The 26170-nt window shown below is 68.1% G+C and carries 22 protein-coding genes; 10 read left to right on the top strand and 12 right to left on the bottom strand.

Translation table 11 applies throughout. The annotated features are described in order from the left end of the window. Positions 1 to 117: 117 nt before the first annotated feature. Entirely contained in the window at positions 118 to 699 is a 582-nt protein-coding gene (locus ACQPYM_RS07275) for a T6SS immunity protein Tdi1 domain-containing protein (RefSeq protein WP_433016782.1), read from the bottom strand. A gap of 109 nt (positions 700 to 808) precedes the next feature. On the opposite strand from ACQPYM_RS07275, the gene ACQPYM_RS07270 reads away from it, so the two are divergent. Next, positions 809 to 1405: a uridine kinase family protein gene (locus tag ACQPYM_RS07270; protein WP_433016779.1), complete on the top strand. Its 597-nt coding sequence runs from the start codon at positions 809 to 811 to the stop codon at positions 1403 to 1405. A gap of 5 nt (positions 1406 to 1410) precedes the next feature. Here ACQPYM_RS07270 and ACQPYM_RS07265 read toward each other — a convergent pair whose 3' ends face one another. Beyond that, positions 1411 to 2373, bottom strand: a complete 963-nt coding sequence (locus ACQPYM_RS07265) for a LysR family transcriptional regulator (protein WP_433016776.1) — start codon at positions 2371 to 2373, stop codon at positions 1411 to 1413. A 128-nt stretch (positions 2374 to 2501) separates the two neighbouring features. Between ACQPYM_RS07265 and ACQPYM_RS07260 the strand changes: the two genes are divergently transcribed. Both ACQPYM_RS07260 and ACQPYM_RS07255 read left to right on the top strand, forming a co-directional pair. Then, entirely contained in the window at positions 2502 to 4820 is a 2319-nt protein-coding gene (locus tag ACQPYM_RS07260) for a M9 family metallopeptidase (RefSeq protein WP_433016773.1), read from the top strand. Between the two features lie 135 nt (positions 4821 to 4955). Then, positions 4956 to 5630 carry a hypothetical protein gene (locus ACQPYM_RS07255; protein WP_433016770.1) on the top strand — a complete coding sequence of 225 codons (675 nt, stop codon included), beginning with the start codon at positions 4956 to 4958 and terminating at the stop codon, positions 5628 to 5630. Positions 5631 to 5661: 31 nt separating this feature from the next. Here ACQPYM_RS07255 and ACQPYM_RS07250 read toward each other — a convergent pair whose 3' ends face one another. The 6 genes from ACQPYM_RS07250 to ACQPYM_RS07225 all read right to left on the bottom strand — a co-directional run bounded on the left by ACQPYM_RS07250 (position 5662) and on the right by ACQPYM_RS07225 (position 12598). Beyond that, entirely contained in the window at positions 5662 to 6939 is a 1278-nt protein-coding gene (locus tag ACQPYM_RS07250; RefSeq protein WP_433016767.1) for a thymidine phosphorylase, read from the bottom strand. Further along, positions 6940 to 7329, bottom strand: coding sequence for a cytidine deaminase (locus ACQPYM_RS07245; RefSeq protein WP_433023201.1), 390 nt, complete (start codon positions 7327 to 7329; stop codon positions 6940 to 6942). 38 nt (positions 7330 to 7367) lie between these two features. Then, positions 7368 to 8657, bottom strand: a complete 1290-nt coding sequence (locus ACQPYM_RS07240) for an ABC transporter permease (protein WP_433016764.1) — start codon at positions 8655 to 8657, stop codon at positions 7368 to 7370. Next, a complete protein-coding gene (locus ACQPYM_RS07235) occupies positions 8654 to 9862 on the bottom strand; it encodes an ABC transporter permease (protein ID WP_433016761.1) in 1209 nt (402 codons plus the stop codon). The genes ACQPYM_RS07240 and ACQPYM_RS07235 overlap by 4 nt, the downstream gene beginning before the upstream one ends. After that, positions 9863 to 11413 carry an ABC transporter ATP-binding protein gene (locus ACQPYM_RS07230; RefSeq protein WP_433016757.1) on the bottom strand — a complete coding sequence of 517 codons (1551 nt, stop codon included), beginning with the start codon at positions 11411 to 11413 and terminating at the stop codon, positions 9863 to 9865. It abuts the gene before it with no gap. Between the two features lie 108 nt (positions 11414 to 11521). Beyond that, positions 11522 to 12598 carry a BMP family lipoprotein gene (locus ACQPYM_RS07225; RefSeq protein ID WP_433016754.1) on the bottom strand — a complete coding sequence of 359 codons (1077 nt, stop codon included), beginning with the start codon at positions 12596 to 12598 and terminating at the stop codon, positions 11522 to 11524. 255 nt (positions 12599 to 12853) lie between these two features. Between ACQPYM_RS07225 and ACQPYM_RS07220 the strand changes: the two genes are divergently transcribed. Beyond that, a complete protein-coding gene (locus ACQPYM_RS07220; RefSeq protein ID WP_433016751.1) occupies positions 12854 to 14062 on the top strand; it encodes a VOC family protein in 1209 nt (402 codons plus the stop codon). Positions 14063 to 14096: 34 nt separating this feature from the next. After that, positions 14097 to 15281: an amidohydrolase gene (locus ACQPYM_RS07215; RefSeq protein ID WP_433016748.1), complete on the top strand. Its 1185-nt coding sequence runs from the start codon at positions 14097 to 14099 to the stop codon at positions 15279 to 15281. A 30-nt stretch (positions 15282 to 15311) separates the two neighbouring features. Here the strand turns inward: ACQPYM_RS07215 and ACQPYM_RS07210 are convergent, their stop codons facing one another. From ACQPYM_RS07210 to ACQPYM_RS07200, 3 genes are all read right to left on the bottom strand, one after another. Further along, on the bottom strand, positions 15312 to 16892 hold the full coding sequence (locus ACQPYM_RS07210; RefSeq protein ID WP_433016745.1) for an acyl-CoA mutase large subunit family protein: 1581 nt from the start codon (positions 16890 to 16892) through the stop codon (positions 15312 to 15314). Positions 16893 to 16983: 91 nt separating this feature from the next. Continuing rightward, positions 16984 to 17418: a type II toxin-antitoxin system VapC family toxin gene (locus ACQPYM_RS07205; RefSeq protein ID WP_433016742.1), complete on the bottom strand. Its 435-nt coding sequence runs from the start codon at positions 17416 to 17418 to the stop codon at positions 16984 to 16986. Next, positions 17419 to 17712: a toxin-antitoxin system HicB family antitoxin gene (locus ACQPYM_RS07200; RefSeq protein WP_433016739.1), complete on the bottom strand. Its 294-nt coding sequence runs from the start codon at positions 17710 to 17712 to the stop codon at positions 17419 to 17421. Positions 17713 to 17897: 185 nt separating this feature from the next. On the opposite strand from ACQPYM_RS07200, the gene ACQPYM_RS07195 reads away from it, so the two are divergent. From ACQPYM_RS07195 to ACQPYM_RS07180, 4 genes are all read left to right on the top strand, one after another. Further along, positions 17898 to 18827 (top strand): hypothetical protein, encoded by a 930-nt coding sequence (locus ACQPYM_RS07195; protein ID WP_433016736.1) that lies wholly within the window; start codon positions 17898 to 17900, stop codon positions 18825 to 18827. A gap of 160 nt (positions 18828 to 18987) precedes the next feature. Further along, entirely contained in the window at positions 18988 to 20133 is a 1146-nt protein-coding gene (locus ACQPYM_RS07190; protein ID WP_433016733.1) for a glycosyltransferase family 4 protein, read from the top strand. Further along, on the top strand, positions 20130 to 21269 hold the full coding sequence (locus ACQPYM_RS07185) for a glycosyltransferase (RefSeq protein ID WP_433016730.1): 1140 nt from the start codon (positions 20130 to 20132) through the stop codon (positions 21267 to 21269). Before ACQPYM_RS07190 ends, ACQPYM_RS07185 begins: the two co-directional genes overlap by 4 nt. 159 nt (positions 21270 to 21428) lie before the next feature. After that, positions 21429 to 24473: a hypothetical protein gene (locus ACQPYM_RS07180; protein ID WP_433016727.1), complete on the top strand. Its 3045-nt coding sequence runs from the start codon at positions 21429 to 21431 to the stop codon at positions 24471 to 24473. An 82-nt stretch (positions 24474 to 24555) separates the two neighbouring features. Here the strand turns inward: ACQPYM_RS07180 and ACQPYM_RS07175 are convergent, their stop codons facing one another. Next, positions 24556 to 25371 carry an MBL fold metallo-hydrolase gene (locus ACQPYM_RS07175; RefSeq protein WP_433016724.1) on the bottom strand — a complete coding sequence of 272 codons (816 nt, stop codon included), beginning with the start codon at positions 25369 to 25371 and terminating at the stop codon, positions 24556 to 24558. Between the two features lie 265 nt (positions 25372 to 25636). Between ACQPYM_RS07175 and sdhC the strand changes: the two genes are divergently transcribed. Next, positions 25637 to 26170 carry a succinate dehydrogenase, cytochrome b556 subunit gene (sdhC, locus tag ACQPYM_RS07170; RefSeq protein ID WP_433016722.1) on the top strand — a complete coding sequence of 178 codons (534 nt, stop codon included), beginning with the start codon at positions 25637 to 25639 and terminating at the stop codon, positions 26168 to 26170.

Raw genomic sequence — 26170 nt, 5'->3', positions numbered from 1 at the left:
GCTTCCTACCGCAGGCGACGCCGCGCGGGAAGCCCACCAGTACCGCGTGTTGCCGGCTCGGCGCTCGCGCAACGGGCTGCTCGCGTTCCGGCACGAGAAGCGGCCAGGCGGGAATCCTCAGGACGTTGGGGCGGGGAGGAAGCCGCGTAGTTGTGGCATGCCTGCCATTCGGGCGATCACCGCGATGTGTTCGTACAGGCCGGAGAGTTGGAGGTTTTCGGCGGCGGGTCGGCCGCCCATGGCCAGGATCGGCACATAGCCGTAGCACTGCTCGAACGCGGGCATGCCCTCCGGGCGGGAGGCGACGACCTCGGGGTAGGGGTCCCACTCGAAGACCGGACCGCGGTTCTCGGGCCGCTCGATCATCGCGGCGAGTTCGCCGAACGACGTACCGGTCGGCACCAGGTCGATCACGCCGTAGCGGAACTTGATCATCAGGAACGCGCCGTTGGTGTGGAAGACGACATCCCCGAGTCCCGTGGTGAACAACACCGTCGACTTCTCGGGGAAACCGACCACGCCTTGCAGCATCTGCGCCGCCCGAGCCGGGTCGACCGCGCGGAAGAACCCGTCGCCGACGAAGCCGGCGCCGTGCGTTCGCCACATGTCGGCGATCTCGGCTGACACCTGACCGGCGTACTGGTCGATCGTCGGCTGCTCGATCGGCGAGACCGTAAGGAACTGGCGGAACGTGGTCAACAGATCTCCTCGAAGCACGGCCCCCTCCAGGCCAATGGCGCAGATTGTGCCAGGCGGACGGCCCAAGCGGGCCGGGAGGCTGAGGGGGTGGGCGTGCGAGAATCTGGCGGTGAGTGCTCGGGTGGTGTTGCTGGCGGGGCCTTCGGGGGCTGGGAAGTCGCGGTTGGCGGAGGTTGTGGGGTTGCCGGTGGTGCGGCTTGACGACTTCTATCGGGATGGGGACGACGTGGCGATGCCGCGGTCGCCGTTGGGGATTGTGGATTGGGATGATCCGGGGTCCTGGGACGGGGAGCGGGCGGTGGCCGCGTTGGAGGTGTTGTGTGCCACGGGGACGGCGGATATGCCGATCTACGACATCTCGGCGGATGGCACAGTGGGGCATCGCCCTGTGGAGACAGGGGGATCGCCGTTGGTGGTTGCTGAGGGCATCTTTGCTGACCAGATCGTGGGGGCGTTGCGGGAGCGGGGGTTGCTGGCCGCGGCGATCTGCGTTCGTCACCATCGGATCGTCACCTTCGTACGCCGGTTTCAGCGCGATCTCCGTGAGCGCCGGAAACCGCCGTTGACCCTGCTGCGTCGCGGGCTGCTGCTGTTGAAGGACGATCCGCGGGTGGTGAAGCGCTGTGTCGACGCCGGCTGTGAACCCCTTCATCCCAAGGCCGCGCGCCGTCGCATCGCCAGTCTCATCGCCGCCACCACAGGCTGAGCCGATCAGCTGATTCGTGGGTGGACCTCGGGATGAGCGGCCCACCAGGGACCGTACGTCGGGCTGCGGACCGCGTACTCCGTGTAGGCACTCGCGATGGCGAGATACGTCGCCTCGATCTGGTCATCGGTGATCCGGCTGCGGCGCCAGGCAAGGATCAGTCGTCCGCGGAGAGGATCGCCGGTCAAGCGCCGAATGACCATCCCGCTAGCGCCGGCCGAGGTCGGTTCGACCAGTTGGACGGCGCGGCCGGTCTGGATGAGTTGACGCCCGCCGCCGCTCGGCGCCTCGTACCGGATTCTCGGGCTGAAGCCAGCTCGGCGGCAGGCCGCACGGAGTGACGCCAGTGAGCCGTCGTCCGCACCCGGCGGACTGATCCAGGCCTCGTCGGCGAGGTCCGCGAGGTCGACCTCCTCGCAGCCGGCCAGTGGGTGGCTCGACGTCATCGCAATGAAGAACGGCAACCTGGGCAGGATTGTGCGCTGGCCGAGGTCGGGCGCCAGCGGGACGTCGCTGTCGTCGCTCATGCCGATCACCGCGAAGTCGGACCGGTGGTGCGCCAGCGCCTGGGCGAGGCTGATGGCAGAGGCATCGACCTGAACAGTGAGCTCCACCGGCGACAACGCTGCCTGGACGCGCTCCACCATGGTGCCGACGCATTCCATGTGCGCCGTACCCATGTGCAACTCGGTCGGACCCGAACCGGCGGCCAGCGTGAGATCGCCGGCAAAGGAGTCGATGTCGGCCAGTACCAGCCGGGCGCGTTGCAACGCGCGCTCCCCTAGTGGGGTGGGACGGACCCCGGTACGAGCGCGTTCGAACAGCTGGCCGCCGAGCGAACGTTCGAAGCGTTGCAGCAGTCCGGTCAAGGCTGGTTGGGAGATCCCGAGCCGGGCGGCCGCCTTGGTCACGCTGCCCGCGTCGGCGATCGCGCAAATCGCCCGCAGATGGCGGATCTCCGGGTCCATAACGCGAGGCTATCGCCGTTGGGATGACCGGGGAACTACTCGGCGTGGCACGCTCCGAAACGTTGCGGATCACCACTCCCCCCGCCGTAGCCACGCAGCCCGCGTGCCCCGCCCCCGGAGGACAAACCATGAGATCCCCACGATTACCGCTGTTCCGCCGACCGGCCGCGGCCACCGCCCTCACGGCCGCCATCGCCATGACCGCCCTGGGCTTCAGCACCGGTCCCTCCCAAGCAGCCAAGCCCACCCCCGCCGTACCCGCAGCCGCTCAAAACGGCCCCAGCGGCCCCAATGGCGTCGAATGGCTGGCACCCCCCGGCGACGAGCCGGCGCACGTCACCGATGCCAGCCTGCCCGCGAGCAAGCGGCCGCCCCTGCCCGCCTCGAAGGACGAGCTCCGTCGTGACTACGACGAACCCGGCAAGGCAACCCCCAAACCGCGGCCCTCCATGCAGTACCGCAAGACCACCGCAGCGGCCTGCAACATCGCAGACTTCACCAGCCGCACCGGCGCCGCTCTGGTCAGCCACATCAAGGCGTCGACAACAGACTGCGTGAACACCCTCTTCAGCCTCACCGGGACCAACGCGTACTCCGCGTTCCGCGAGGCCCAGATGGCCAGCGTCGCCTACGGGCTGCGCGACAACGGCACGGCGTACCCGGGAAACAACACGACCGGTACTGCGCAACTCACGCTGTACCTTCGGGCCGGGTACTACGTCCAGTGGTACAACCCGTCCACGGTAGGCACCTACGGTCCGACCCTGCGCACCGCCATCCAGTCGGGCCTGGACAGCTTCTTCGGCAACTCGCGTGCCTTCGAAGTCAGCGATGCCAACGGCGAGACCCTCGCCGAGGCGATCACCCTGATCGACAGCTCGGCACAGAACGCCCGCTACCTGTCCGTCGTCAAGCGGATGCTTGCCGGCTACAACAATTCGTACAACACGTCGTGGTGGATGGTGAACGCGGTCAACAACGTCTACACCGTCTTGTTCCGCGGCCATCAGGTCCCGGAGTTCGTGGCGGCAGTGCAGTCCGACCCCAGCGTGATCGACACCCTGTACAGCTTCGCATCCAGCCACAAGGACCTCCTGTCCGGCGAGCACAGCTACCTGACCTCCAACGCCGGTCGCGAACTCAGCCGCTTCCTCCAGTACTCCGCCCTGCTACCCAAGGTGCGCCCCCTCGCGAAGGGCCTACTCGGGCAGAGCTCAATTCAAGGCCCGACAGCGCCGCTGTGGGTCGGCATCGCCGAGCTGACGGACTTCTACGACAAGGCCAACTGCTCGTACTACGACACGTGCAACCTGCAAGCCAGACTGGCCGCCGCAATCCTGCCGATCAATCACACCTGCAGCACCACCTTGCGCATCCGGGCCCAGGAGATGACCGCTGCCCAACTGTCATCGAGCTGCACCAGCCTGTCCAACCAGGACGCGTACTTCCACGGCATCGTGGCCGACCCAGGCCCCGTCGCCAACGACCGCAACACCAGCCTCGAGGTGGTGGTCTACAACTCCAGTACCGACTATCAGACCTACGCCGGCGCGATGTGGGGCATCGACACCAACAACGGCGGCATGTATCTGGAGGGCAACCCGGCCGCAGCAGGCAACCAGGCCAGATTCATTGCCTACGAGGCCGAGTGGCTGCGCCCGACCTTCGCGGTCTGGAACCTCAACCACGAGTACACGCACTACCTCGACGGTCGCTTCAACCTGCACGGCGACTTCAACTCGAACGTCAGCACCCCGACGATCTGGTGGATCGAGGGCTTCGCCGAGCACGTCTCGTACTCCTACCGCAACGAGACCTACGCGGCCGCGATCACCGAGGCCGGCCGCAAGACCTACGCCCTCAGCACACTGTTCGGCACCACCTACAGCCACGACACCACGCGGGTCTACCGCTGGGGCTACCTGGCGGTCCGCTACATGCTGCAGTCGCACCGCAGCGACGTAACCACCGTCCTCAACTACTACAGGTCAGGGAACTGGAACGCAGCCGCGAGCTATCTCCGAACCACGATCGGCAGCCGGTACGACGCCGACTGGTACAGCTGGCTGTCCGCGTGCGCGGCCGGGAACTGTGGAAGCGGTGGCGGCACGACCTTGCCCGAGTGCACCGCGAGCGACGCCCGCGTACTGGGCAAGAACTGCCAGCGCAGCAACCGGGGCACGACCGCCGGTAACTACGACTACTTCTACATCCACCTACCGGCCGGCACAGCTCAACTGCGGATCACCAGCAGCGGCGGCACCGGCAACTGCGATCTCTACCACAACAGGGTCCGCTGGGCGACTACCAGCGCCTACACCCAACGGTCGACCACTACCGGCAACGCCGAGTCGGTCACCGTCACCAATCCGCCGGCCGGCTACCACTACATCAGCCTGTACGGCGCGACGGCCTGTAGCGGCGTGACCATCAGCACCCGCTACTGACCGTTCGTTCCCTCTGCGCGGGCCCACCTGCCCACCCGCGCGGAGGGAACTCCCCTGTGTACAAACGCCCGTTGCCTGGCGTTCACCTCCATCTGGTGGGCTCTGCCCGGTAGTCCCCTGAACTGCGGAGGAATCGTGAGGCGAGCCGCACCCGGTGTTGCCGCTGTGCTGTTCGCCGGGCTGGCGGCACTGACCGGCTGCGGGAGCGACGCCCTCACCACGCCGGTCGAAGCCGCCGTCCCTCCAACGGCGAAAGCTGCGACGCCCACCCCGGCCGCGGCGAACGCGCTGGCTGGGTTGGCCGTTGCTCCGAGTGGATTCCTGAAGGGGTCATCTGACGACCCGAGGCAGCTGAACGGGCCGTTCACCCGGCAGGGCTTCGTCGACGTCCTGTCCGCCTCACCCGCCAAGGATCTGGCCTTGCTGCTGAACGCGGGGTGCACGGACGGGTACCGGACGTTCCGGCTCAGCCCGGATCGGCGCAAGCGGGTCACCGTTCAGCTGTTCAAGACGAGGTCCAAGGCCAAGGCGCAGGATCTGCAGAAGGGGTTCTGGAGTCAGGACGAACACGGCGCGCCGTTCGCCGTACCGGGGCTGCCTGGTGCGCTGACCGATGCGCGGACCGAGGTCGACGGGGTGACCGGGAAGTTCGAGGCCGTCGCCGAGGCGAGCATCACGGTCGGCGCGATGGTCGCCGAGGTCACGGTCAGCCAGACCGGCACCATCGACAAGCCACCGACGCCCGACACCAAGCTCGCCGCCACGATGATCCGCCTGCAACAAGCCCGCCTGACCACCAACTCCGGCTGACGGCCGGCGCCGGGACCGCCGTACTGCGGGATCAGGCGGTGACGCGGTCGATCACCAAGGGGGTCGGGGTGTAGGAGTCGGAGATCCCGATCGCATCGGTGAGGGACTCCAGGGCGCGCTCGAAGCGGGTGGCTTCGTCGGCGTGGAGGGTCAGCAACGGCTGGCCCTTGGTGACCTGGTCGCCCGGCTTGGCGTGGAGCTCGACTCCCGCGACCGGGGAGACCGGGTCCTCCTTGCGGGCCCGGCCGGCACCGAGGCGCCAGGCCGCGACACCTACCGCCAGGGCATCGAGCGTTGACAGCACGCCGGTCGCAGAGGCCTTGACGACGTGCTGTTCCGGCGCCACCGGGAGCTCGGCGTCGGGGTCGCCACCCTGGGCCGAGATCATCCGGCGCCAGGCGTCCATCGCAGTACCGTCCCGCAGCTTCTCGGCCGGGTCGACGTCGGTGACGCCCGCGGCGGCGAGCATTTCGGTGGCCAGGGCTACGGTCAGTTCGACCACATCGGCCGGGCCGCCGCCGGCCAGTACCTCGACGGACTCCCTGACCTCCAAGGCGTTTCCGGCGGTCAGGCCGAGCGGTACCGACATTTCGGTGAGCAGGGCAACGGTCTTCACCCCGGCGTCGGTGCCCAGCGCAACCATCGTCTCGGCCAGCTCGCGGGCGTCGGCGAGGTCCTTCATGAATGCGCCGGTGCCGACCTTGACGTCCAGCACCAAGGCACCAGTGCCCTCGGCAATCTTCTTGCTCATGATCGAGCTGGCGATCAGCGGGATCGCCTCGACCGTGCCGGTCACGTCCCGCAGCGCGTAGAGCTTCTTGTCGGCCGGCGCCAGGCCGTCACCGGCCGCGCAGATCACCGCGCCGACGTCCTCGAGCTGCCGCATCATCTCGTCGTTCGACAGCGCCGCCCGCCAGCCGGGGATCGACTCGAGCTTGTCGAGCGTGCCGCCGGTGTGACCGAGGCCGCGGCCGGACAGCTGCGGTACGGCGACGCCGCAGGCCGCCACCAGCGGGGCGAGCGGGAGGGTGATCTTGTCGCCGACACCGCCGGTCGAGTGCTTGTCCGCGGTCGGCCGGGAGAGCTTGGCGAAGTCCATCCGCTCGCCCGAGGCGATCATCGCGGCGGTCCAGCGGGCGATCTCGCGACGGTTCATCCCGTTCAGCAGGATCGCCATCGCCAGCGAGGACATCTGCTCGTCGGCGACCGCGCCCTTGGTGTAGGCGTCGATCACCCAGTCGATCTGCCCGTCGGTCAGCTCGCCCTTGTCCCGCTTGGTGCGGATCACGTCGACCGCGTCGAAACTCACTCAATCGTCCATTCTCTCGGGCCCGAATGCCTCGGGCAGCAGCTCGCGCAGGGGGCGGCTGCCGGTGGTGGACTCGATCAGCAGACCCGGCCCACCATGTTCGTGCAGGAGTTGGCGGCAGCGGCCGCACGGGGTGAGGAGCTGCTCGTGGTGATCCACGCAGGTGAACGCCACCAGCCGCCCGCCGCCGCTCGCGTGCAACTCGGAAACCAGCCCGCACTCGGCACACAACGTCAGCCCGTACGACGCGTTCTCCACGTTGCACCCAGCAACGATCCGCCCGTCGTCCACCAGCGCTGCCGCCCCTACGGGGAATCCAGAGTAGGGCGCATAGGCTCGCCGCATAGCTCCAACAGCAGCCTCGCGGAGCTTCTCCCAGTCCACGTTCACATCAACATCCACTTCACCAGCATCCCCCATCACACGACCTACTCGGTGACGTAAGGCTCGCCGTCGGCCTTCGGGGCCCGGACTCGGCCGACCAGGCCGGCTACGGCGATGATGGTGGCCAGGTAGGGGGCCATCAGCAACAGTTCGCCGGGGATCGGGGTCTGGATGATCTGGAGCTGGGACTGCAGCTGGGTGGCGAAGCCGAAGAAGAGGGCCGCGACCATCGCACCGATCGGGTGCCAGCGACCCATGATGAGTGCGGCCAGGGCGATGAAGCCGTTGCCCGCGGTCATCCCCTTGGCGAACGAACCGGCGTACCCCACGGTGAAGAACGCGCCGCCGAGGCCGGCCAGCACGCCCGCCCACAGGACCGCGGAGTACCGGATCCGCTTCACCCGGATGCCGACCGTGTCCGCCGCCTTCGGGTGCTCGCCGACCGCGCGGACCCGCAGACCCCAGCGGGTCTGGAAGAGCACGAAGGTGACCACCGCGACCGCGAGGTAGGTCAGGTAAACCAGCACGGTCTGCTGGAACAGGATCGGCCCGACGAACGGGATGTCGCCCAGCAGCGGGATCTTGACCGCCGACAGCACGTCCGGCGTGTTCAGGTTCGCGGAGTCCTCTTGCAGGAACTGGTCGAACAGATACCCCGTGATACCCGAGGCAAAGACCACCAGCACGACGCCGAGGACGACCTGGTTGACCAGATACTTGATGGAGAACACAGCCAGCAGCGAAGCCATCAGTACGCCGGTCAGCGCCGCCGCCACGAGCGCCGCGACCGCGCTGCCCGTAGTACTGGCAACAACAGCGGCCGTGAACGCGCCGACCAGGAACTGTCCCTCGATCGCGATGTTGATGACACCAGCGCGCTCACACAGCACACCGGCCAGCGCGCCGAGGATCAGCGGGGTCGCGAAGTTCAGCGTGCCCTGGAACTGGTTCGCCAACGGGAACGTCTTGCCCGCCGCCGCCCAGCACAGGAACGCCCCGATGAAACAGATCCCCAGTACCGCGGCCAGCCAGCCGCTGTACTTCGTCGGAATCCGGCGCAGCACATAAGCCACGGCAGCCAGTACTCCGAGCCCGCCGAGCAGGATCGCCACCGGTTGAGCAGGTACGCCGACGAGGTTGTTCTCCAGGTCGCCCGAGGTCAGCTGGAAGGTTGCCTTGCCACCCTTGGTCGCGATCGCCAGGATCAGCCCGATCAGGGCGAAGACCACCATCAGCCCGCCGACCCGCAACCGCCGGGTCCGCTCGGCCGGCGCCTCGATCGCAGCCGGAGCCGGCGGTCGCGGCGTCTCGGCGGTCGTAGTCGACTCGCTCATCCGTTCCAGCCTTTCGCGAGGACGGCACCGGCGCCGCGTTCCTTCGGCAGGAACCGGAAGATCGAACGCACCAGCGCGGGTGCGGCGACGAAGAGCACGATCAGCGCCTGCAGCACGGTGGTCAGGGTCAACGGCGTCTGGGTTTGCAGCTGCATCTGCAGGCCGCCCGCGTTGAGGGCGCCGAAGAGCAGACCGGCCAGCACGGTACCGAGCGGCGTACCGCGGCCGAGCAGTGCGACCGTGATCGCATCGAAGCCGACCGTAGCGGCAACACCATCCGTCAGCGGCAGGTCGGTACCGAGCACCTGCTGGGTGCCGGCTAGACCGGCCAATGCTCCGGCGACCAGCATTGCGATGAAGTAGGCGCGACCGACCGACATACCCGCAGTACGGGAGGCGTCGGCGTTGGCGCCGACCGCACGCAGCTCGAAGCCGACGGTCGAGCGGTTCAGCAGCCACCAGACGAAACCGGCCGCCAGCAACGCCAGCAGGAAGCCGATGTGCAGCCGGGTGCTGCCGAACTGCGGGTACTGCGCGTTCGCGTCCACGATCGGGCTGATCGGGTCCTCGCGACCGGGCCGCTTGAAGGTCGTTGTCGTCAGCAACCACTGGAGCAGGTAGATGGCGACGTAGTTGAGCATGATCGTGACGATCACCTCGTGCGCGCCGGTGCGTGCCTTCAGCAACCCGACGATGCCGCCCCACACCGCGCCACCGAGCAGACCGGCCAGGATCGCGACGAGCAGGTGGATCCCGGGCGGCAGGTGCAGGGTGAACCCGACCCAGGCGGCCAGGATCGCGCCGACGATGAGCTGGCCCTGGGCACCGATGTTGAACAGTCCGGTCCGGAACGCCAGCGAGACGGCCAGGCCGCCGCAGATCAGCGGGGTCGCCTGGGTCAGCGACTCGGTGATCGGGGTGATCCCGCCGACGGCACCGACCACGAGTGCTTTGTAAGCGTTGCCGACGGCACTGAACGCGGCCGAGAAGGTGTCGCCCGGCGCCGCACCGAAGTACGTGACCGCAGCCTTCACCTCGTCGTCGCCGATGATGATCAAGACGGCACCGACCAGCAGCGCCAGCAGGATCGCGCTCAGCGAGACCAGCCCCTGGACCGCCCAGCTCGGCAGGCTGGAGAGCCGCCGCTGCTTGGCCGGTGCGGCCGGTGGCGCCTGCTCCGGCTCGACGGTGGTGTCGTTACTCATCTAGATGGTTCCCAACGTGGTCGGGTTCTCGATCGCGACTTCGTGCGCCTCGGTCCGGGACGCGCCGGCCATCATCAGGCCGAGCTCGTCGCGAGGCGTGTCGGACGGTACGACGCCGACCACCTTGCCGCGGTACATCACCGCGACCCGGTCGGACAGTGCGGCGATCTCGTCGAGTTCGGTGGACACGATCAAGACGGCGGTGCCCCGGTCGCGCTCGCGCACGATCCGGGTGTGCAGGAACTCGATCGAGCCGACGTCGACGCCGCGGGTCGGCTGCGAGGCGACCAGCAGTTTCAGCGGCCGGGACAGCTCCCGCGCCAGCACCACCTTCTGCTGGTTGCCGCCGGACAGCGATGACACCGGCAGGTCGGCTCCCTGGGTGCGGATGTCGAACTCCTCGATCCGCTCGTTCGCGTTCTTCTCGATCTGGTCGGTGCGCAACCGGAGGCCGTTGCCGAACGGCTCCTGCCGGAACAGGTCGAGGACCAGGTTCTCGGCGACGCTGAACGGGCCGACGAAACCGTCGTGCCCGCGGTCCTCCGGGACGTACCCGATGCCGGCGTCGAGCCGCTGCCGGGTGGACACCCCGGTCAGGTCCTTGCCGTCCAGTGAGACCCGGCCGGCCGCGATCGGGATCAGCCCGAGCAGCGCCTCGGCCAGCTCGGTCTGACCGTTGCCCTGGACACCGGCGACTGCGAGGATCTCGCCGGCCCGGACCTCCAGGTCCACCCCGTCGACGGCGGCGAACCCACGCTCGTCGATCACGGTGAGGCCTTCGATCCGTAGTACCGGGTCGCCCGGCTGGGCCGGCTCCTTGTCGACCACCAGGTCGACGGCGCGGCCGACCATCAGCTCGGCCAGTTCTTCCTCGGAGGCGGACGGCTCGGCCTGGCCGACCACCTTGCCGCGGCGGATCACGGTGATCTTGTCCGCGATCGCCTTGACCTCTTTGAGTTTGTGGGTGATGAAGACGATCGAGGTGCCGCTCTCCTTGAGCTGGCGCATCACCGCGATCAGCTCGTCGATCTCCGCGGGGGTGAGCACCGCGGTCGGCTCGTCCAGGATCAGCACCTTGGCGTCGTTGGTGAGCGCCTTGATGATCTCGACCCGCTGCTGGACGCCGACCGGGATGTCCTCGACCAGCGCCTCGGGGTCGACCTCGAAGCCGTACCGCTCGGACAGCTCGGTGACCAGGGCGTTCGCCTTCTTGCGGTCCAGCACGCCGCCGGCGTGGGTGTTCTCCCGGCCGAGCATGATGTTCTCGGCCACGGTGAACACCGGGACCAGCATGAAGTGCTGGTGCACCATGCCGATGCCGTGCCTGATCGCGTCGCTCGGCGAGGTGATCGCGACCTTCTCGCCGTCGATCACGATCTCGCCCGAGTCGGGCTGGAGCAGCCCGTAGAGCATGTTCATCAGGGTGGACTTGCCGGCCCCGTTCTCGCCGAGCAGGCAGTGGATCTCACCGGGCTCGATCACCAGGTCGATCCGGTCGTTGGCGACCAGGGAGCCGAAACTCTTCGTCAGCCCCGAGAGCTCTAGATGCATGCGGGCATGCCCCCTTCGTCAGCCTTCGTAAGGCGAGCCAGGAAGGCGGTGGACCTTGGTGGTCCCTGCCTTCCTGGCTCGCACCGTACTACGTGTTGCAGTGGTGAATCAGGACGCCTTGGGCTGTGCCTTCGACTCCAGCGTGATCTTGCCGGCGATGATGTCGGCCTTGATCTGGTCCAGCTCGGTCTTCAGCTCGGCCGGGACCTTGCTGTCGAACTCGTGGAACGGGGCCAGCCCGGTGCCACCGTTCTCCAGCGTGCCGATGAACTGCTTGTTGTCGAACTTGTTGTCGACCACGGAGACGACCGCGTCCTGGACGGCGACGTCCATGCCCTTCTTGACGCTGGTGACCAGCACCGAGCAGTACTCCGCGGCGCTCTCGCAGCCGTCGGTGTCGACCCAGATCGCGTTGACCTTGCCGTTGCTGGCCTTGGCCGCCTGCAGACCGCCCAGACCGGCCGGACCGGCCACCGGGAAGATGATGTCGGCGCCCTGGGTGATCAGGTTCTGGCCGGTGTTCTGGCCCTTCGCCTTGTCCTCGAAGCTACCGGTGAACAGGCCCTCCTGCTTGGCGTCGTCCCAGCCCAGCACGGCCACGTTCTTCGACTTCTGCTTGTTGTAGTAGCGCACGCCCTCGGCGAAACCGTCCATGAAGATGGTCACCGGCGGGATCTTGATGCCACCGAAGGTGCCGACCTTGCCGCTCTTGGACATCGCGGCGGCCACGTACCCGGCCTGGAAGCTGGACTGGGCGGTGTTGAAGGCCAGCGGCTTGACGTTCGGGATCGGCGCGGCCGGAGCCGAGTCGACGATCGCGAACTTGACGTCCGGGTTCGCCTTGGCCGCCTTGTCGGTGGCGTCCTGCAGCTTGAAGCCGACGGCGATGATGACCTTGCAGCCGGCCGAGACCATCGCGGTCATGTTGGTCGGGTAGTCGTTGTCCGACTTCGACTCGGCCTTCTGCTCGGTCAGGCCCTTCGCCTTGACCGCGGCCTGGAGGCCCGCGTACGACGTCTGGTTGAACGACTTGTCGTCGAACCCACCCGAGTCGGAGACCATGCAGGCCTTGAAGTCCTTGTTGGCGCTGCCACCGGCAGTGTCCTCAGCCGGCTTGCTGCCACAAGCGGCGATGGCGAGCGTCAGCACGCTCACGATCGCCAGTCCCCGCACGTACTTCTTCACCGGATGTCCCCTTCGTTGACCAAGATCTGTCGCCGGCACGCCTTCCCAGGTGCCGCATCCGCAGACTATAGGTGCGAGTCCGGCCTTCTTTGAACGGTGAAAGGGCCTCGATACCGGAAAGTAATCGGCGGGAGAAGCATTGCAACGAAAACTCTGCCGACCGATGCCCCTTCGTCACACAGCGTGATCGCTGCCGCCTGTCGTGGCATCGTTTTGCGGACGGGATCAGTCCGGGAAGCACCCTAATCTGGGCCCATGACCGAATGGGAGCGGGACGGTACTTCGGACGGGCTGGACGACTGGCGAGTGGTCGACGACCGCCTGACCGCGTGGTTCGAGGCGACCTCGCAGAGCGCCGGCGCCGAACTGATCGGCCGGATCACCGACCTGACCGACGGTAACGGCTTACCAGACCTGGAGCTGCGCGCCACCGGCGTACGAGTGCGGCTGTCTTCACCGGAGCTGGCGCGGGAGATTTCGGGGCTGGCCGGGGAGCTTGGGCTGGTTGCGGATCCGTCGGTGCTGCAGACGCTGCGGTTTGCCTTCGATGCAGCTGATCTTGGCGAGGTGCGGTCCTTCTGGCAGACCGTGCTTGCTTATGAATCGGTGGGTGGCTCGCTCGGCGATCCTGTGCGGCGGGATCCGGCTGTTTCCTTTCGTCGACTGGAGGACGCGCGGCCGCTGCGTCATCGGATTCACGTTGACGTCGTGCGGCCGGCGGAGGCGGTGACGGCCGTGAAGAGCGCGCTCGGGCTCGAGGCGTACGGGGTCAACGGACTCACCCTCGCGGACTCCGAGAAGAACGAGGTCGACCTGGTCCCCGGCGGCAACCTCACCGAATCCCCGGACACCTCCGACTGGCGCACCCTCTTCGGCGCGATGACCTTCTATCCCACCACCTCACCTACTCAGGCAAGCGCGTTGGCCACGGCAGTTGCCACCCTGGCCGACGCGGCCGGCGTTCCGCTCTTGGTCGACCTCCGCCCGGCCGGCGTCACGATCGACAGCGGCAAAGACGAGTGGGAGTACGACGTACCGCGCTTCGCCCGGCTGGCAGCCGAGATCCAAACCGCGGCCCACGAGCTCGACCTCACGGCGGACACCACCAACCTGCGCTTCGTCCAGTTCGGCATCGACGCGGTCGACATCCCCGCAGTACGGGCGTTCTGGCAGGCACTGCTCGGTTATCAGCCGGATCCGCGGGAGTTCCTGTCCGACATCGACGACCCGCGCCGGCTCAGCCCGGTCCTCTTCTTCCAGCAGCTCGACGCGGCCGACGTTGCCCGTCGCAAGCAACGCAACCGGCTCCGGTTCGAGCTTCTCGTCCCGCACGATCAGGTCGAAACCCGGGTCGCCACCGCCCTGGCCGCCGGTGGAAAACACCTACCGGACAAGGGGCCCGGCCTCCGCGCGCTCACCGACCCGGAAGGCAACGAGGTCGACATCCACACTGTGACTGGCTGAATCGGGTGTCCGGGGCGTATGCAATCATCCCGGGATGACGACTTCGCACTTACGGCTGGCCGGCGTGGAGAATCGCGTCGACGAGGTACGGGCGGAGGCGATTGCGGTTCGCCGGGATCTGCACGCGCATCCCGAGCTCGGCTGGCACGAGGTCCGTACGACGGAACTGCTGGCGCGCCGGCTCACCGCCGCGGGGCTCTCGCCGCGCGTGCTGCCCACCGGGACCGGGCTGATCTGCGACATCGGTTCAGGTGACACCTGCGTGGCATTGCGGGCGGACATCGACGCGCTGCCCGTGCCGGACGGGGTCGAATCGCCGTGGCGCTCGACAATCGACGGCACGGCGCACGCTTGCGGGCATGACGTCCACACAGCCGCGCTGCTCGGCGCCGCCCTGGTGCTGGCGGGTATGTCCAGGGACGGTCTGCTCGATCGCCGGGTGCGGCTGATCTTCCAGCCCGCGGAGGAGTCGATGCCGGGCGGTGCGCTCGGCGTGATCGCGGCCGGCGGCCTGGAGGGCGTGCACCGGATCTACGGCCTGCACTGCGACCCCCGGCTGCAGGTCGGGCAGGTCGGGCTGCGGACCGGTGCGCTGACCGCTGCCGCCGACCGGATCCTGATCCGCCTGTCGGGTTCGGGCGGGCACACCTCGCGTCCGCACCTCACCGGCGACCTCGTCTACGCGCTCGCGACCCTCGTCACCGAACTTCCGGCCGTCCTCTCCCGCCGCGTGGACCCGCGCGCCGGAATGTCGATGGTGTGGGGCCGGATCACCGCGGGGTCGGCGGCCAACGCGATCCCGGCTCGCGGCGAGGCCGAGGGGACGCTGCGCTGCCTGGACGTCAACGCCTGGCGGCTCGCGGCCGAGCTGATCCCGACACTGGCCGAGCACCTCGTGTCGCCGTTCGGCGTGGAGGTCGACACCGAGGTCACGCATGGCGTCCCGCCGGTGATGAACGACGCCGGAGCGATCAACGTGATCCGCACCGCCGTCGAGCAGACGATGGGCCGCGACGCGGTCGCCTCGACCGACCAGAGCCTGGGTGGCGAGGACTTCGCCTGGTACCTCGAACACGTCCCCGGCGCGATGGCCCGGCTCGGCGTCACGCCGCCCGGTGTCGAGGACGCGGCCGACCTCCACACGCCGGGCTTCGACGCTTCGGAGGACGCCATCACGCTCGGCACCGGAGTACTGGTGGCTACTGCGCTGCTCGACTGACCGGCCTCGGCCGGCCAGTCGAGGCTGTGGTCAGAACGTGTCGGCGGGGACGTAGACGCCCCAGACCGCGCGGAGGGCGTCGCAGACCTCACCGACGGTGGCGCGGGCGCGCAGGGCTTCCTTCATCGGGTAGAGACAGTTGTCGTTGCCTCGGGCAGCGTTCTGCAGGTCGTTGAGGGCCTTGTCGACGGCGGCCTGGTCGCGTTCCGCGCGGAGCTTGGCGAGCCGGGCAACCTGCTCGGCCTCGATGGCCGGGTTCACCCGGAGCGGCTCGTACGGCTCCTCTTCGGCCACGCGGTACTTGTTCAGCCCGACGACGACCCGCTCGGCCGAGTCGATCTCCTGCGCGATCCGGTACGCCGAACGCTCGATCTCCTGTTTCTGGAAACCCTTCTCGATCGCCCCGACCGCGCCACCGAACTCCTCGACCCGCTCCATCAGTTCGCGCGCAGCCGCCTCGACCTCGTCGGTGAGCGACTCCACGACGTACGAGCCGGCGAACGGGTCCACGGTCGCGGTGACATCGGTCTCGTACGCGAGCACCTGCTGGGTGCGCAACGCGAGCCGGGCCGCCTTCTCGGTCGGCAGCGCGATCGCTTCGTCGTACGAGTTGGTGTGCAGTGACTGGGTGCCGCCCAGGACGGCAGCGAGGCCCTGGATCGCGACCCGGACCAGGTTGACCTCGGGCTGTTGCGCGGTGAGCTGGACGCCGGCCGTCTGGGTGTGGAAGCGCAGCATCAGCGACTTGGGGTTCTTCGCGCCGAACTCGTCGCGCATCACCTGCGCCCAGATCCGCCGGGCCGCGCGGAACTTGGCGACCTCCTCGAGCAGCGTCGTCCGGGAGACGAAGAAGAAGGAGAGGCGCGGGGCGAACGTGTCGACGTCGAGGCCGGCGGCGACCGCAGTACGGACGTATTCGATGCCGTCGGCGAGCGTGAAGGCGATCTCCTGCGCGGGCGTCGCGCCGGCCTCGGCCATGTGGTAGCCGGAGATCGAGATCGTGTTCCAGCGCGGCAGCTCGGTCTGGCAGTACGCGAAGATGTCGCTGATCAGCCGCAGCGACTCCTTCGGCGGGTAGATGTAGGTGCCGCGGGCGATGTACTCCTTCAGTACGTCGTTCTGGATCGTGCCGGTGAGCTTGTCACCGGAGACGCCCTGCTCCTCCGCGACCAGTTGGTAGAGCAGCAGCAGCACCGAGCCGGGCGCGTTGATCGTCATCGACGTGGACACCTGGTCCAGCGGGATCCGGTCGAACAGCAGCCGCATGTCGTCGATCGAGTCGATCGCCACCCCGACCTTGCCGACCTCGCCGTGCGCGATCGGCGCGTCGGAGTCGTACCCCATCTGGGTCGGCAGGTCGAACGCCACCGACAGCCCCATCGTGCCGTGGTCGATCAGCTGGTGGTACCGCTGGTTGGACTCGGCCGCGGTCCCGAACCCGGCGTACTGCCGCATGGTCCACGGCCGTTGCGTGTACATCGTCGGATAGACACCCCGGGTGAACGGATACTCCCCCGGCGCGCCCAGTTTCTCCCCAGGATCGAACCCAGCAAGCCGCTCCGGCCCGTAGACCGGCTCGAAATCCCATCCCGACTCGGTCTGATGACTCATCCCCCCACCGTAGGCCGAACCACCCCACCACTGGTATGCACCAGCCCACGTCGCCCGTGTGGGCTCCAGCACAGCCCCAGGACGACAACGGTTACAGCACGAGGAAGCCGAGCTTGGCCGCCGCTTCGGCCTGAGCGGTGTCCCGGCTTGCGAAGCCACAGGCCTCCGGAGACGCCAGTGGCATCGCGGCCAGGTCGGCGACGGCCAGATGCAAGGCATCCAGGGATCTGATCGCGTACTCGCGGACGATCTCGACCGCGCGCGCTTCGGTCGCCACCGCATCCGGGCGGAGGAGAGTGACGGGACCGTCGACGGCGACGTCGGTCTCGAACGCGGCCAGCAGGTCGTCGAGGTTCGCACGACCGGTCCGGGCGGCACGAGTCAGCGCGCTCGTGACCTCCACGACTGTCCAGGTCGAGGTCACCAAGGCGTCCTCGCCGATCAACAGGTCGTTGGCCGCCGTGTGCCCGTTCTCGTCCGGTAGGTAGGCCCGCACCAGGACGGACGAGTCGACGTAGATGATCACTCAGCGGCCGTCTTCCAGGATGCCGTCGACGACCTGCCCCAGCCCTCGGGCGGAGTCGAGCGCGGCTTGCCGGTCGGCTGCGGACAGCACCCGGCGTGGCGTGTGCGGCTCCGCCAGTACGCCGAGCTGGTGTGCCTTGGCCCGCAGCCGTCGTCGTACCGATGCCGGGTCTTCCTCGATCACATGGTCCAGGAGTTCGGTGGCCAGCGCGTTGACCGACTGTCCCCGCTCCTGGGCGCGGGCCGTCAACCTGGCATGCAGGTCATCCGGCACCCGAAGCAGCAGCTGTCTCATGACCAGATGATATCAACCCGATCTGCATCTTGCTATCACTCGAGGCGGCGTGCGCCGACACACCCGTGGGATAGATTCGCGCTTCTTTGCTGACCGGGAAGGTTCCCCGCATGACCCACCACCCCGCACCGGGTCCCCCGGGGGGCTTCGACGACCGTGCGCCCCGGAGGAGGCTGTGGCCGGCCGTGTCGGGCGGCCTCGTCGCCGGACTGGTCGTGATCGCCCTGGTCGTGGCGTTCCTCGCCCGGCGGGACGACGCGGCGGCTGGTGCGGAGTCGTCCACTACCCCGCTCGTGCTGGCCGAGGACGTCACCGCCGGCGGCGAGCTGACCGGCCAGGCACGGACACTTGCTGACGCCATGGCTCAGCGCGGTCTCGGGTGCGGCGTCCGCTTCCTCGGCGCGGACGGTGGCCAGACCGGTTGCTTCGCCTGGTCGCGATCCAGTCAGACCACGGCGGAGGTGATCTTCCAGCACCAGCTCGACGGCAGCGTGATCGGCCTGAACATCAAGGTGACCGGCTCCAAGAACCCCAGTGTGGTGCTCCGGGCCCTCACCGACGGTGCCGGCCCGATCGTGTTCCCCGCTGATCTTCCGAAGGTGACCGACAGCTTCGAACGCTTCGGAGGATTTCCAGAGGGGTCCTGGGGGAATTATCGAGTTTTCATGCATCGTCAGAAGCCTTCACTCAGTGCGTCGAAGCTGAACACCACCCCGATCAAGGTCCCGGTGCTCCACCTCGACACCGCCGAGCCGCGGCTGGCCGACGCGCTGCGCGCCGACGGGTTCACCTGCACCGGCGACAACGAGACCTGCGCCGGACCACCGGGCACCGCGCTGAGATTCTCGGGACCGGATACGGGCATCACGTACCTCGTCGCCACCGCCGCGAGCGGTGCGACCACGCGGAAGACCTTCGACCAACTAAGGGCACAGGTCTTCGGGCACCTGAGCGGCAGCGCGGTCGGCCCTGTGCGGGACTGGGTGACCCTGCATCTCGACGGCCGTTCGCACAGTGCCTACGTGGCCGGTTGGCGCGTCGACCTCGCTGTGACTGCCGGCAAGCAGATCCGCCTGACCCTCTTCAACGAGGAAGTCTGGCAAGTCCCCGAGTAGTACCGCGGCAGCGTCGTTCGTACGTCGTCTGCCGAGCTCTCCCTGGTTGCCGGGTGGTTGCCTGGTGGTTGGGTGGTGGTTGGGGAGGTGTCGTCGGGCGATCGACGGGGAGTCATGGGAGTGTCGCCGAGGGTTCATGCTGGGTCGGGAACCTCGCAGAGTGCGCATAGTGATGGTCGCCGAGTCCTTCCTGCCGCAGATCAATGGTGTGGCGAACACGGTTCGCCACGTCGCCGACCGGTTGCTGGTCCAGGGTCACCAGTTGCTGATCATTGCCGCCGGCCCCGGTCCGGACAGCTACCAGGGCGTCCGGGTGATCCGGGCCCGGAGCTTCGGGATCCCTGGCTACAAGGAGTTTCCGGTCGGGCTGCCCGACCCTGCGATCGAGCGGGCGATGGCCGACTTCCAGCCCGACCTGGTCCATCTCGCGTCGCCGTTCGTCCTCGGCGCCTACGGGCTGCGCAGCGCGCGCCGGCTCGGGCTGCCGACCGTCGCGGTCTTCCAGACCGACCTGGCCGCCTTCGCCCGGCAGTACCCGTGGTTCGCGAAAGCCGACCGCGGCGTCCAGGCGTGGATCCGGCGCATCCACTCGCGCGCCGACCGGACACTGGCGCCGTCGTCGGCCTCGGTCGCGCAACTCGTCCAGGCGGGCGTTCCGCGGGTGCACACCTGGGGCCGCGGCGTGAACCTCGACCTCTTCGACCCGTCCCACCGCGACGAACGCTGGCGCCGGGAGATCTCCCCGGACGGCAAACCGATCGTCGGGTACGTCGGCCGGCTGGCCGCGGAGAAGAAGGTCAAGCGCCTCGCCGAGCTGGCCGGCCTGGACTGTCACCTGGTCGTCGTCGGCGACGGCCCGGACCGCCACGCCCTGGAAAACACGTTGCCAGGAGCAACCTTCCTCGGGATGCGCCGCGGTACCGACCTGGCCGGCATCTTCGCCGGGCTGGACATCTTCGTGCACACGGGTGAGCACGAGACGTTCTGCCAGACCATCCAGGAGGCGCAGGCCTCAGGGGTCGTCACGGTCGGACCGGCCGCGGGCGGACCGCTCGACCTGATCCGGCCGGGCGAGAACGGCCTGCTCTTCGAGCCGGGCAAGGCGGGCTCGTTGCGCCAGGCCGTCGCGCACCTGCTGGACAACCCAGCCGAGCGCCGCACGATGGCGGCGGCCGGCCAACGCCGGGTACAGACAAGGACCTGGCCTGCCGTGGTCGACGACCTCGTCTATAAGCACTACGCAGAAGTCTTGGAAGAAGTCGCACACCAAACCCCCCGTACTGCGCGCCTGCGGCGGGCCGCATGACCGTCCTGAGCAACTTCCCGGCCGGCCGGCTCGGGTCGCTTCGCATCGCCCAGCTGGCCAACTTCGTCGGGCCGACCTCGGGCGGGATGCGGACCGCGATCGAGCATCTCGGCCAGGGATACCGCGACGCCGGGGCCGAGCGGATCCTGATCACACCCGGCGAACGCGACAGCGTGACCGAGACCGAGGCCGGCACGATCGTGCGGATGAAAGCCCCCAAGGTCGGTGGCGGCTACCGGCTGATCACCGACCCCTGGCGCGTGATCGACGCCCTGGAACGCTTCCGGCCGACCACCGTGGAGATCTCCGACAAGTCCACTTTGTTGCCAGTGGCAAGGTGGGCGCGTCGCAACGGCATCGGCTCGGTGCTGTTCAGCCACGAACGCCTGGACGCGATGCTCTCCCTGCGAACGGGTCGCCAACTAGGCGTCGCGGCCGGCGTCGGCGCCCTCTACAAGTTGCTGAGCCGCACGTACGACGCCGTCGTGGTGACTTCTCGCTACGCCGCGGCCGAGTTCGACGAGGTGACCACACCACTAGTCCGCATTCCTTTAGGCGTCGACCTCGAGACCTTCCACCCATCGCGCGCAACGCCGACCGACGACGGCGTACTGAAGCTGGTCCACGCCGGCCGCCTGTCCCGCGAGAAGAGCCCGCATCTAGCGGTAGCCACCGCAGCCGAACTCCACCGCCGCGGCATCAACCTCCGAATGGACGTCTACGGCTCCGGCCCCCACCTGGACGAGCTGATCGCGATCGCAGGCTCAGCCCCGATCACCTTTCACGGCTACATCGACGGCCGCGTCAACCTGGCCCGCCACCTCGCCGAGGCCGACATAGCCCTCTCCGTCTGCCCCGGAGAAACCTTCGGCCTCGCAGTACTGGAAGCCCTGGCAGCAGGCACCCCAGTAGTCACAGCCAACACCGGCGGCGCCCGAGAACTAGTAGACAAAACCTGCGGCCGCTGGGCCGACCCAACCCCCGCGGCCCTGGCGGACGCAGTACTGGACCTGCTGACCCAGCCGAACCGCAGACCCGCAGCCCGCCAACGAGCCGAGCTCTACGACTGGAACACCTGCATCCAGCACCTGCTCAACCTGCACAAACAACTGGGCTTGAAACGACTGGCCGCCTAGTACCTATAAGTGAGCACGCGGACACGGAAAACAACAAGGCGACCAACGCCGCTGCAGGTTGCTGCAACCCACTTGCGGCCACCCCCTCCCACGTTGTAATCCTTGACCCTTCTGTCCGGCCTTCGGGGGCCAGCCGGATTCACCTGCACTGGAGAGTCGATGCGCCGCGCCCGCATGCCCGCCCTGTCCCGCCCCGCCCTCTTCCGCACCGCCCTAGCCGCAGCCCTAGCGGCCCTCACCATCCCCTTCATCGCCCACGCTGCCTCAGGCGACGAATCCGTCGCCACCCCAACCGCCCAGGTCTTCCCAACCCGCCAGGGCATCGGCATCACCTGGACCCCCGTGGACGCCTCCGGCTACCGCGTCGAACGCAAACAAGCCACCGCCGACTGGCAGGACCTCAGCGGCCCACTGACCGCCTCGACGACCACTTGGATCGACGAGACCATCCCAGCCGGCACCACCGCCGACTACCGCGTCGCCACCACCGGCACCGACCCAGCCACCAGCACCGAGGTCAAAGCCACCCGAGTCACCGAAGCCCCAGCCGTCGGCGACATCGACGTACTGGCCCTCGACGCCAACCGCGGCGGGCCTCCCACCTGGCTGAAGAACGAGATCGCGAGCCCCGTCACGGCCACCGCGCCCACCGACGGCTCCCGGACGTTGACCGCCGGTTCGCTGAAGGTGACGCTGCCGGCCTTCGTCGCCGGTCCGGGGTACCACGACCTGCGGTCGCAGACCGCGGTAACACTCACGCAAGGCGAGCGCAGCTGCACCTCCGCCGCCACGCTCCGCGTCACCGCCGTGAGCTACACGCCGGACCTGCAACTCGAGACCTTCGCCGCCTCGCTGGCCGCCGGAACGTGCGAGGGCGCCGACCCGGTCGCGTGGTACGAGATCCGCTATCGGAGCGCCCTCGGCTACCAGGCGCTGTCCATCACGCCGGAACGACACGACTTCGGCAAGGTAAGGCACGGCGAAATGCCGAGCACCGCGTTCACCCTCAAGAGCACGGGCATCGATCCGGTCAGGATCACTGGTTTCTCGATCTTCGGCGGAGGGTTCGAGCTGGACCCGGGGGCCCCGGAGAACTGCCCTTCGTCGTTGCAGCCGGGCGAGACGTGCACCGCGACCGTGCGGTACAGGCCGTCGGTCGGCCCGTCCTCGACCACTTTGAGGGTCTTCGACTCCACCGCCTTGGGCCTGCACAGCGTGACAGTCAGTGGCTACGGAGTAGATGTCGCCGAGGCGCAGAACGTGGACGTGCGCTCGACGTTCAACGGCCACACGGTCAGCTGGAGGTCGCTGCAGAGAGCAGGCGGTACGGCGGTTCTCGGCTACAACCTGCATCGCTACCTGAACGGCGCGGAGACGACCGAGTGGTTCCCGGAGAAGGCGACGGAGGGTACCTTCGTCGTCCCCAAGCCCACCACCGAGCCCGGGACCGAGTACGCCGTCTCGGTCGTCAACGAAGTTGGCGAGGGACCGGTCAGCACCCGTCTGCCCGTCCCGCGGACCAATGAGCAGATCGTGGTGACGCAGGGCGAGCCGGACAGCCGGGACCTGGCGGCAGCAGAAAAATTCGGACACGTCGTCCCGTTCCCGGCAGATCCGAACTCGGTCAAGCCGAAGGAGGCCGTTGCCAGTTCCCCGGACGGGCAGTCCCTCGTCTACGTCACGAACACCACCGAGCGAACCCTGTGGACGCAGAAGGTCACCCCCGGCCATCTCGGCGTACCGGTGAAACTCTGGAGCTCCGCGACGCCGATCACCCGCCTGTCCTGGTCGCCTGACGGCACCCGCATCGCGTTCCAGGCCCCCGAGAACGACAGGCCGTGCGTGTACGTGATCGCGGCCACCGGCGGTACGCCGACGAAGGTCGCCTGCGAGCTGTCCAGCCCGAGCTGGATGCCGGACGCCCGCACGTTGGTGGTGTCCGACCACCGCCTTTCCCCGAGTCGGCTCGCCACGATCGAAGCCACGGCCGGCGGGACCCGGATCTCCACGTGGCGGGGTCAGGCCGAGGTGCCGGCCGACCGGCCGGTCCGCGTCTCGGCTGACGGCCGATGGGTCGCCTACGGCCATGGCTCGACCGTTCGACTGGCCGGTGATCCTGAGCGGGTGAGTCCAACGCTCGACGCGGAGGTGCGTGAGCTCACCTTGGATCCGTTCGGCGGCGACTGGGTCCTGGCGCTGACGGCCAGCGGGCGCGTCTACCAGCTCGGCTTCGACCTCGGCGGCCAGCTGTTCTTGTACGACGGCCTGAAGAGCGTGACGAATCGAGCCGACGTGGCCTGGCAGCGGCTGAGCCTGACGATCAAGCCGACACCGGCGTTGATGGGGCCTGACATCTCCATTCCCTTCGAGGCTTCGGCCTTGCCGGCCGGCACTACCTTCAGTTGCGAGGTGAAGGGATCGTTCCGGGAGGCCGTGGCGTGCACCTCGCCCTTCACAACGCCCGAACTCTCATCAGGGAACTACCAGGTCGTCATCGGTGCGTCCGCACCGGACGGAACCGGCGCCGTGGCGTTCCGGAACATCACCGTCGACGCGACGGGGCCGGTGGCGCGGATGACAGGGCCGGCGTACCAGTCTTCGGTGGCTGCGACGGTGACATTGAAGGTGTCGGCCACGGATCCCAACGGGGTTGCGTCGTACGACGTGCAATACCGTCGGGCCACCTCGGCTGGGCCGTACGGCGATTACGTGCAGCCGTGGACGAACACGACCGCGACGTCGATGAGCCTTGCGGTCGCGGCCGGGTACGAGTACTGCGTTTCGGTGCGGGCCAAGGACAAGTTCGGGAACCTCGGCCAGTGGAGTGCCGACCGGTGCTTCTCGCGGCCATTCGACGACCGGTCGTTGGCTTTGGCATCGACCGGCTGGACGCGGGCGACCGGATCGACGTTCTACTACGGCACCACCACGCAGACGACGGCGTACGGCAAGTCCCTGACCCGGACCGTGCAAGGCAAGCGGTTCTTCCTCGTCGCCACCCGCTGCCCGACCTGCGGATCGGTCGCGGTGTACGCCGGGAACCGGCACCTGACCACGGTCAACCTGGCCTACCCGACCACGCACCGCCAGGTCGTGCTCGGCCTCCCGGTCCAGAGCACGCTCTTCAGCGGCACACTGAAGTTCGTCTCCGCCTCCAGCGGCAAGCTTGTTCAGATTGATGGGCTTGCGGTGGGGCGCACCTGAGTCCATCGCTGCATGGTTGGAGCTGTGACGGCGTCTCTCCTGGCAATCGACCGATGACTGCTAGGAGAGACACTGACCAGTACTACGTCAGGTGGTCGTAGTCGCCTCGGGCCCAGGCGGCGTGGCGGTCGGCGGAGGAGCGGACTACCTGGCGGGCGTCGGCCGGGATGGAGGCGCCGAAGTTGCCGTAGAGGCGGTCGTAGGAGAAGACGTCGAGGGCCTTCGCTACGCGGTCGACTACTGCGCCGGACAGCGGGATGCGGTTCGGGTAGCTGCGCATGAAGCTGACCGAGGTGCGGTCGGGGTTGGCGAAGATGGTGTCGCCGGCAAGGATCACGCCCTTGCCCTCGGCACCTTCTGCCCAGTGCACGACGGCGCTGCCGGGGAAGTGGCCGCCCGGCTGGATCAGGGTGACGCCGGGGAGCAGGTCCAGGGTGCCGGACCAGGTCCTGATCACCTCGTCCTGGCGCGCCACCCATTCTTTGTCGGCCTCGGACACATAGACCGGTACGCCGCCGAGCCGGTGGCTCCACTCGACCTGTACGCCGTACATGTGCGGGTGGCTCGCGATGATCGCGGCCACGTTGCCCAGGGCCCGGACCTGCTCGACGGCGTCGTCGTCCAGGTACCCGATCGGGTCCCAGAGCAGGTTGCCCTCAGCGGTCTGGACCAGCATCGACTGCTGGCCGATTCCGGCGCTCGGGGTCGACGTCACGCCGTACAGGCCGGGCTCGACCTCCTTGACCTCCACCTTGTACCCCGCGGCCGACAGCTCCTCGAGCGTGGTCCAGTGCTGCCCGTCGGCGGGCACCCACTGTCGCTCGTCGGCGCAGATCGCGCAGACCTCGACCTGCTCGGAGTGCTCGACCGCGCAGGTCTCACAGATCCAGAAACTCACTGTCGTCCCCTCTCCACCCGGCGTCGCCGGCGTCATTTTTCGTCGCCGCTCCCACGCTAATCCCCGGCCGGTCCCTCCCACAGGGTCCAATCGGCCCCGGTCGTGGCGGGCCACTGGATGCTCCAACTTCAAGAGCGGTCGAAGTCAAGCGCCGTCGAGTCAAACGCGGCCGAGTCAGGCGCGGTCGAAGTCAGGCGCGACGTGACCGCCGCCACGCCGCCGGATCTCGCCGAGAGCGATCTCACATGAGAGCGGCGCAGAACGGGTGCGGGGCAGCGATAACATCAAGAACGGTCTGGTTCCCTTCCGGGCCGAGCCGATCGCGGCCTCTGCTATCAACTCGACACCCGTGCTGACCAGACGCCCCGGAGTCGCCGCGTCCACCGGCTCTGATCCGTCGTCCGATCGGAGGATCGGTTTGCCCAGCAAGCCAGTCGGCACGCTGTACCGCGGTCACGAGGGCATGTGGTCGTGGGTGGCGCACAGGATCACCGGCGTCGGGATCTTCTTCTTCCTCCTCGTGCACGTGCTCGACACCGCGCTCGTCCGGGTCTCCCCCGAGGCGTACAACGAGGTGATCGGCACCTACAAGAACCCGATCGTCGGCCTGATGGAGGTCGGTCTGGTCGGGGCCATCCTGTTCCACGCCTTCAACGGGATCCGGCTGATCCTGGTCGACTTCTGGGCCAAGGGCCCGCGCAACCAGCGCAAGCTGATGATCGGCGTCGGGGTCGTCTGGATCGTCCTGTTCGTGCCGTTCGTGATCCGGCACCTGATGCACGTCTTCGGCGGGGAGTGA

It is taken from the genome of Kribbella sp. CA-294648, assembly GCF_050943845.1.
Classification (GTDB): Bacteria; Actinomycetota; Actinomycetes; order Propionibacteriales; family Kribbellaceae; genus Kribbella.
The sequence above is the reverse complement of the archived record's forward strand: the minus strand, read 5'-3'. Positions and strand labels throughout refer to the sequence as shown.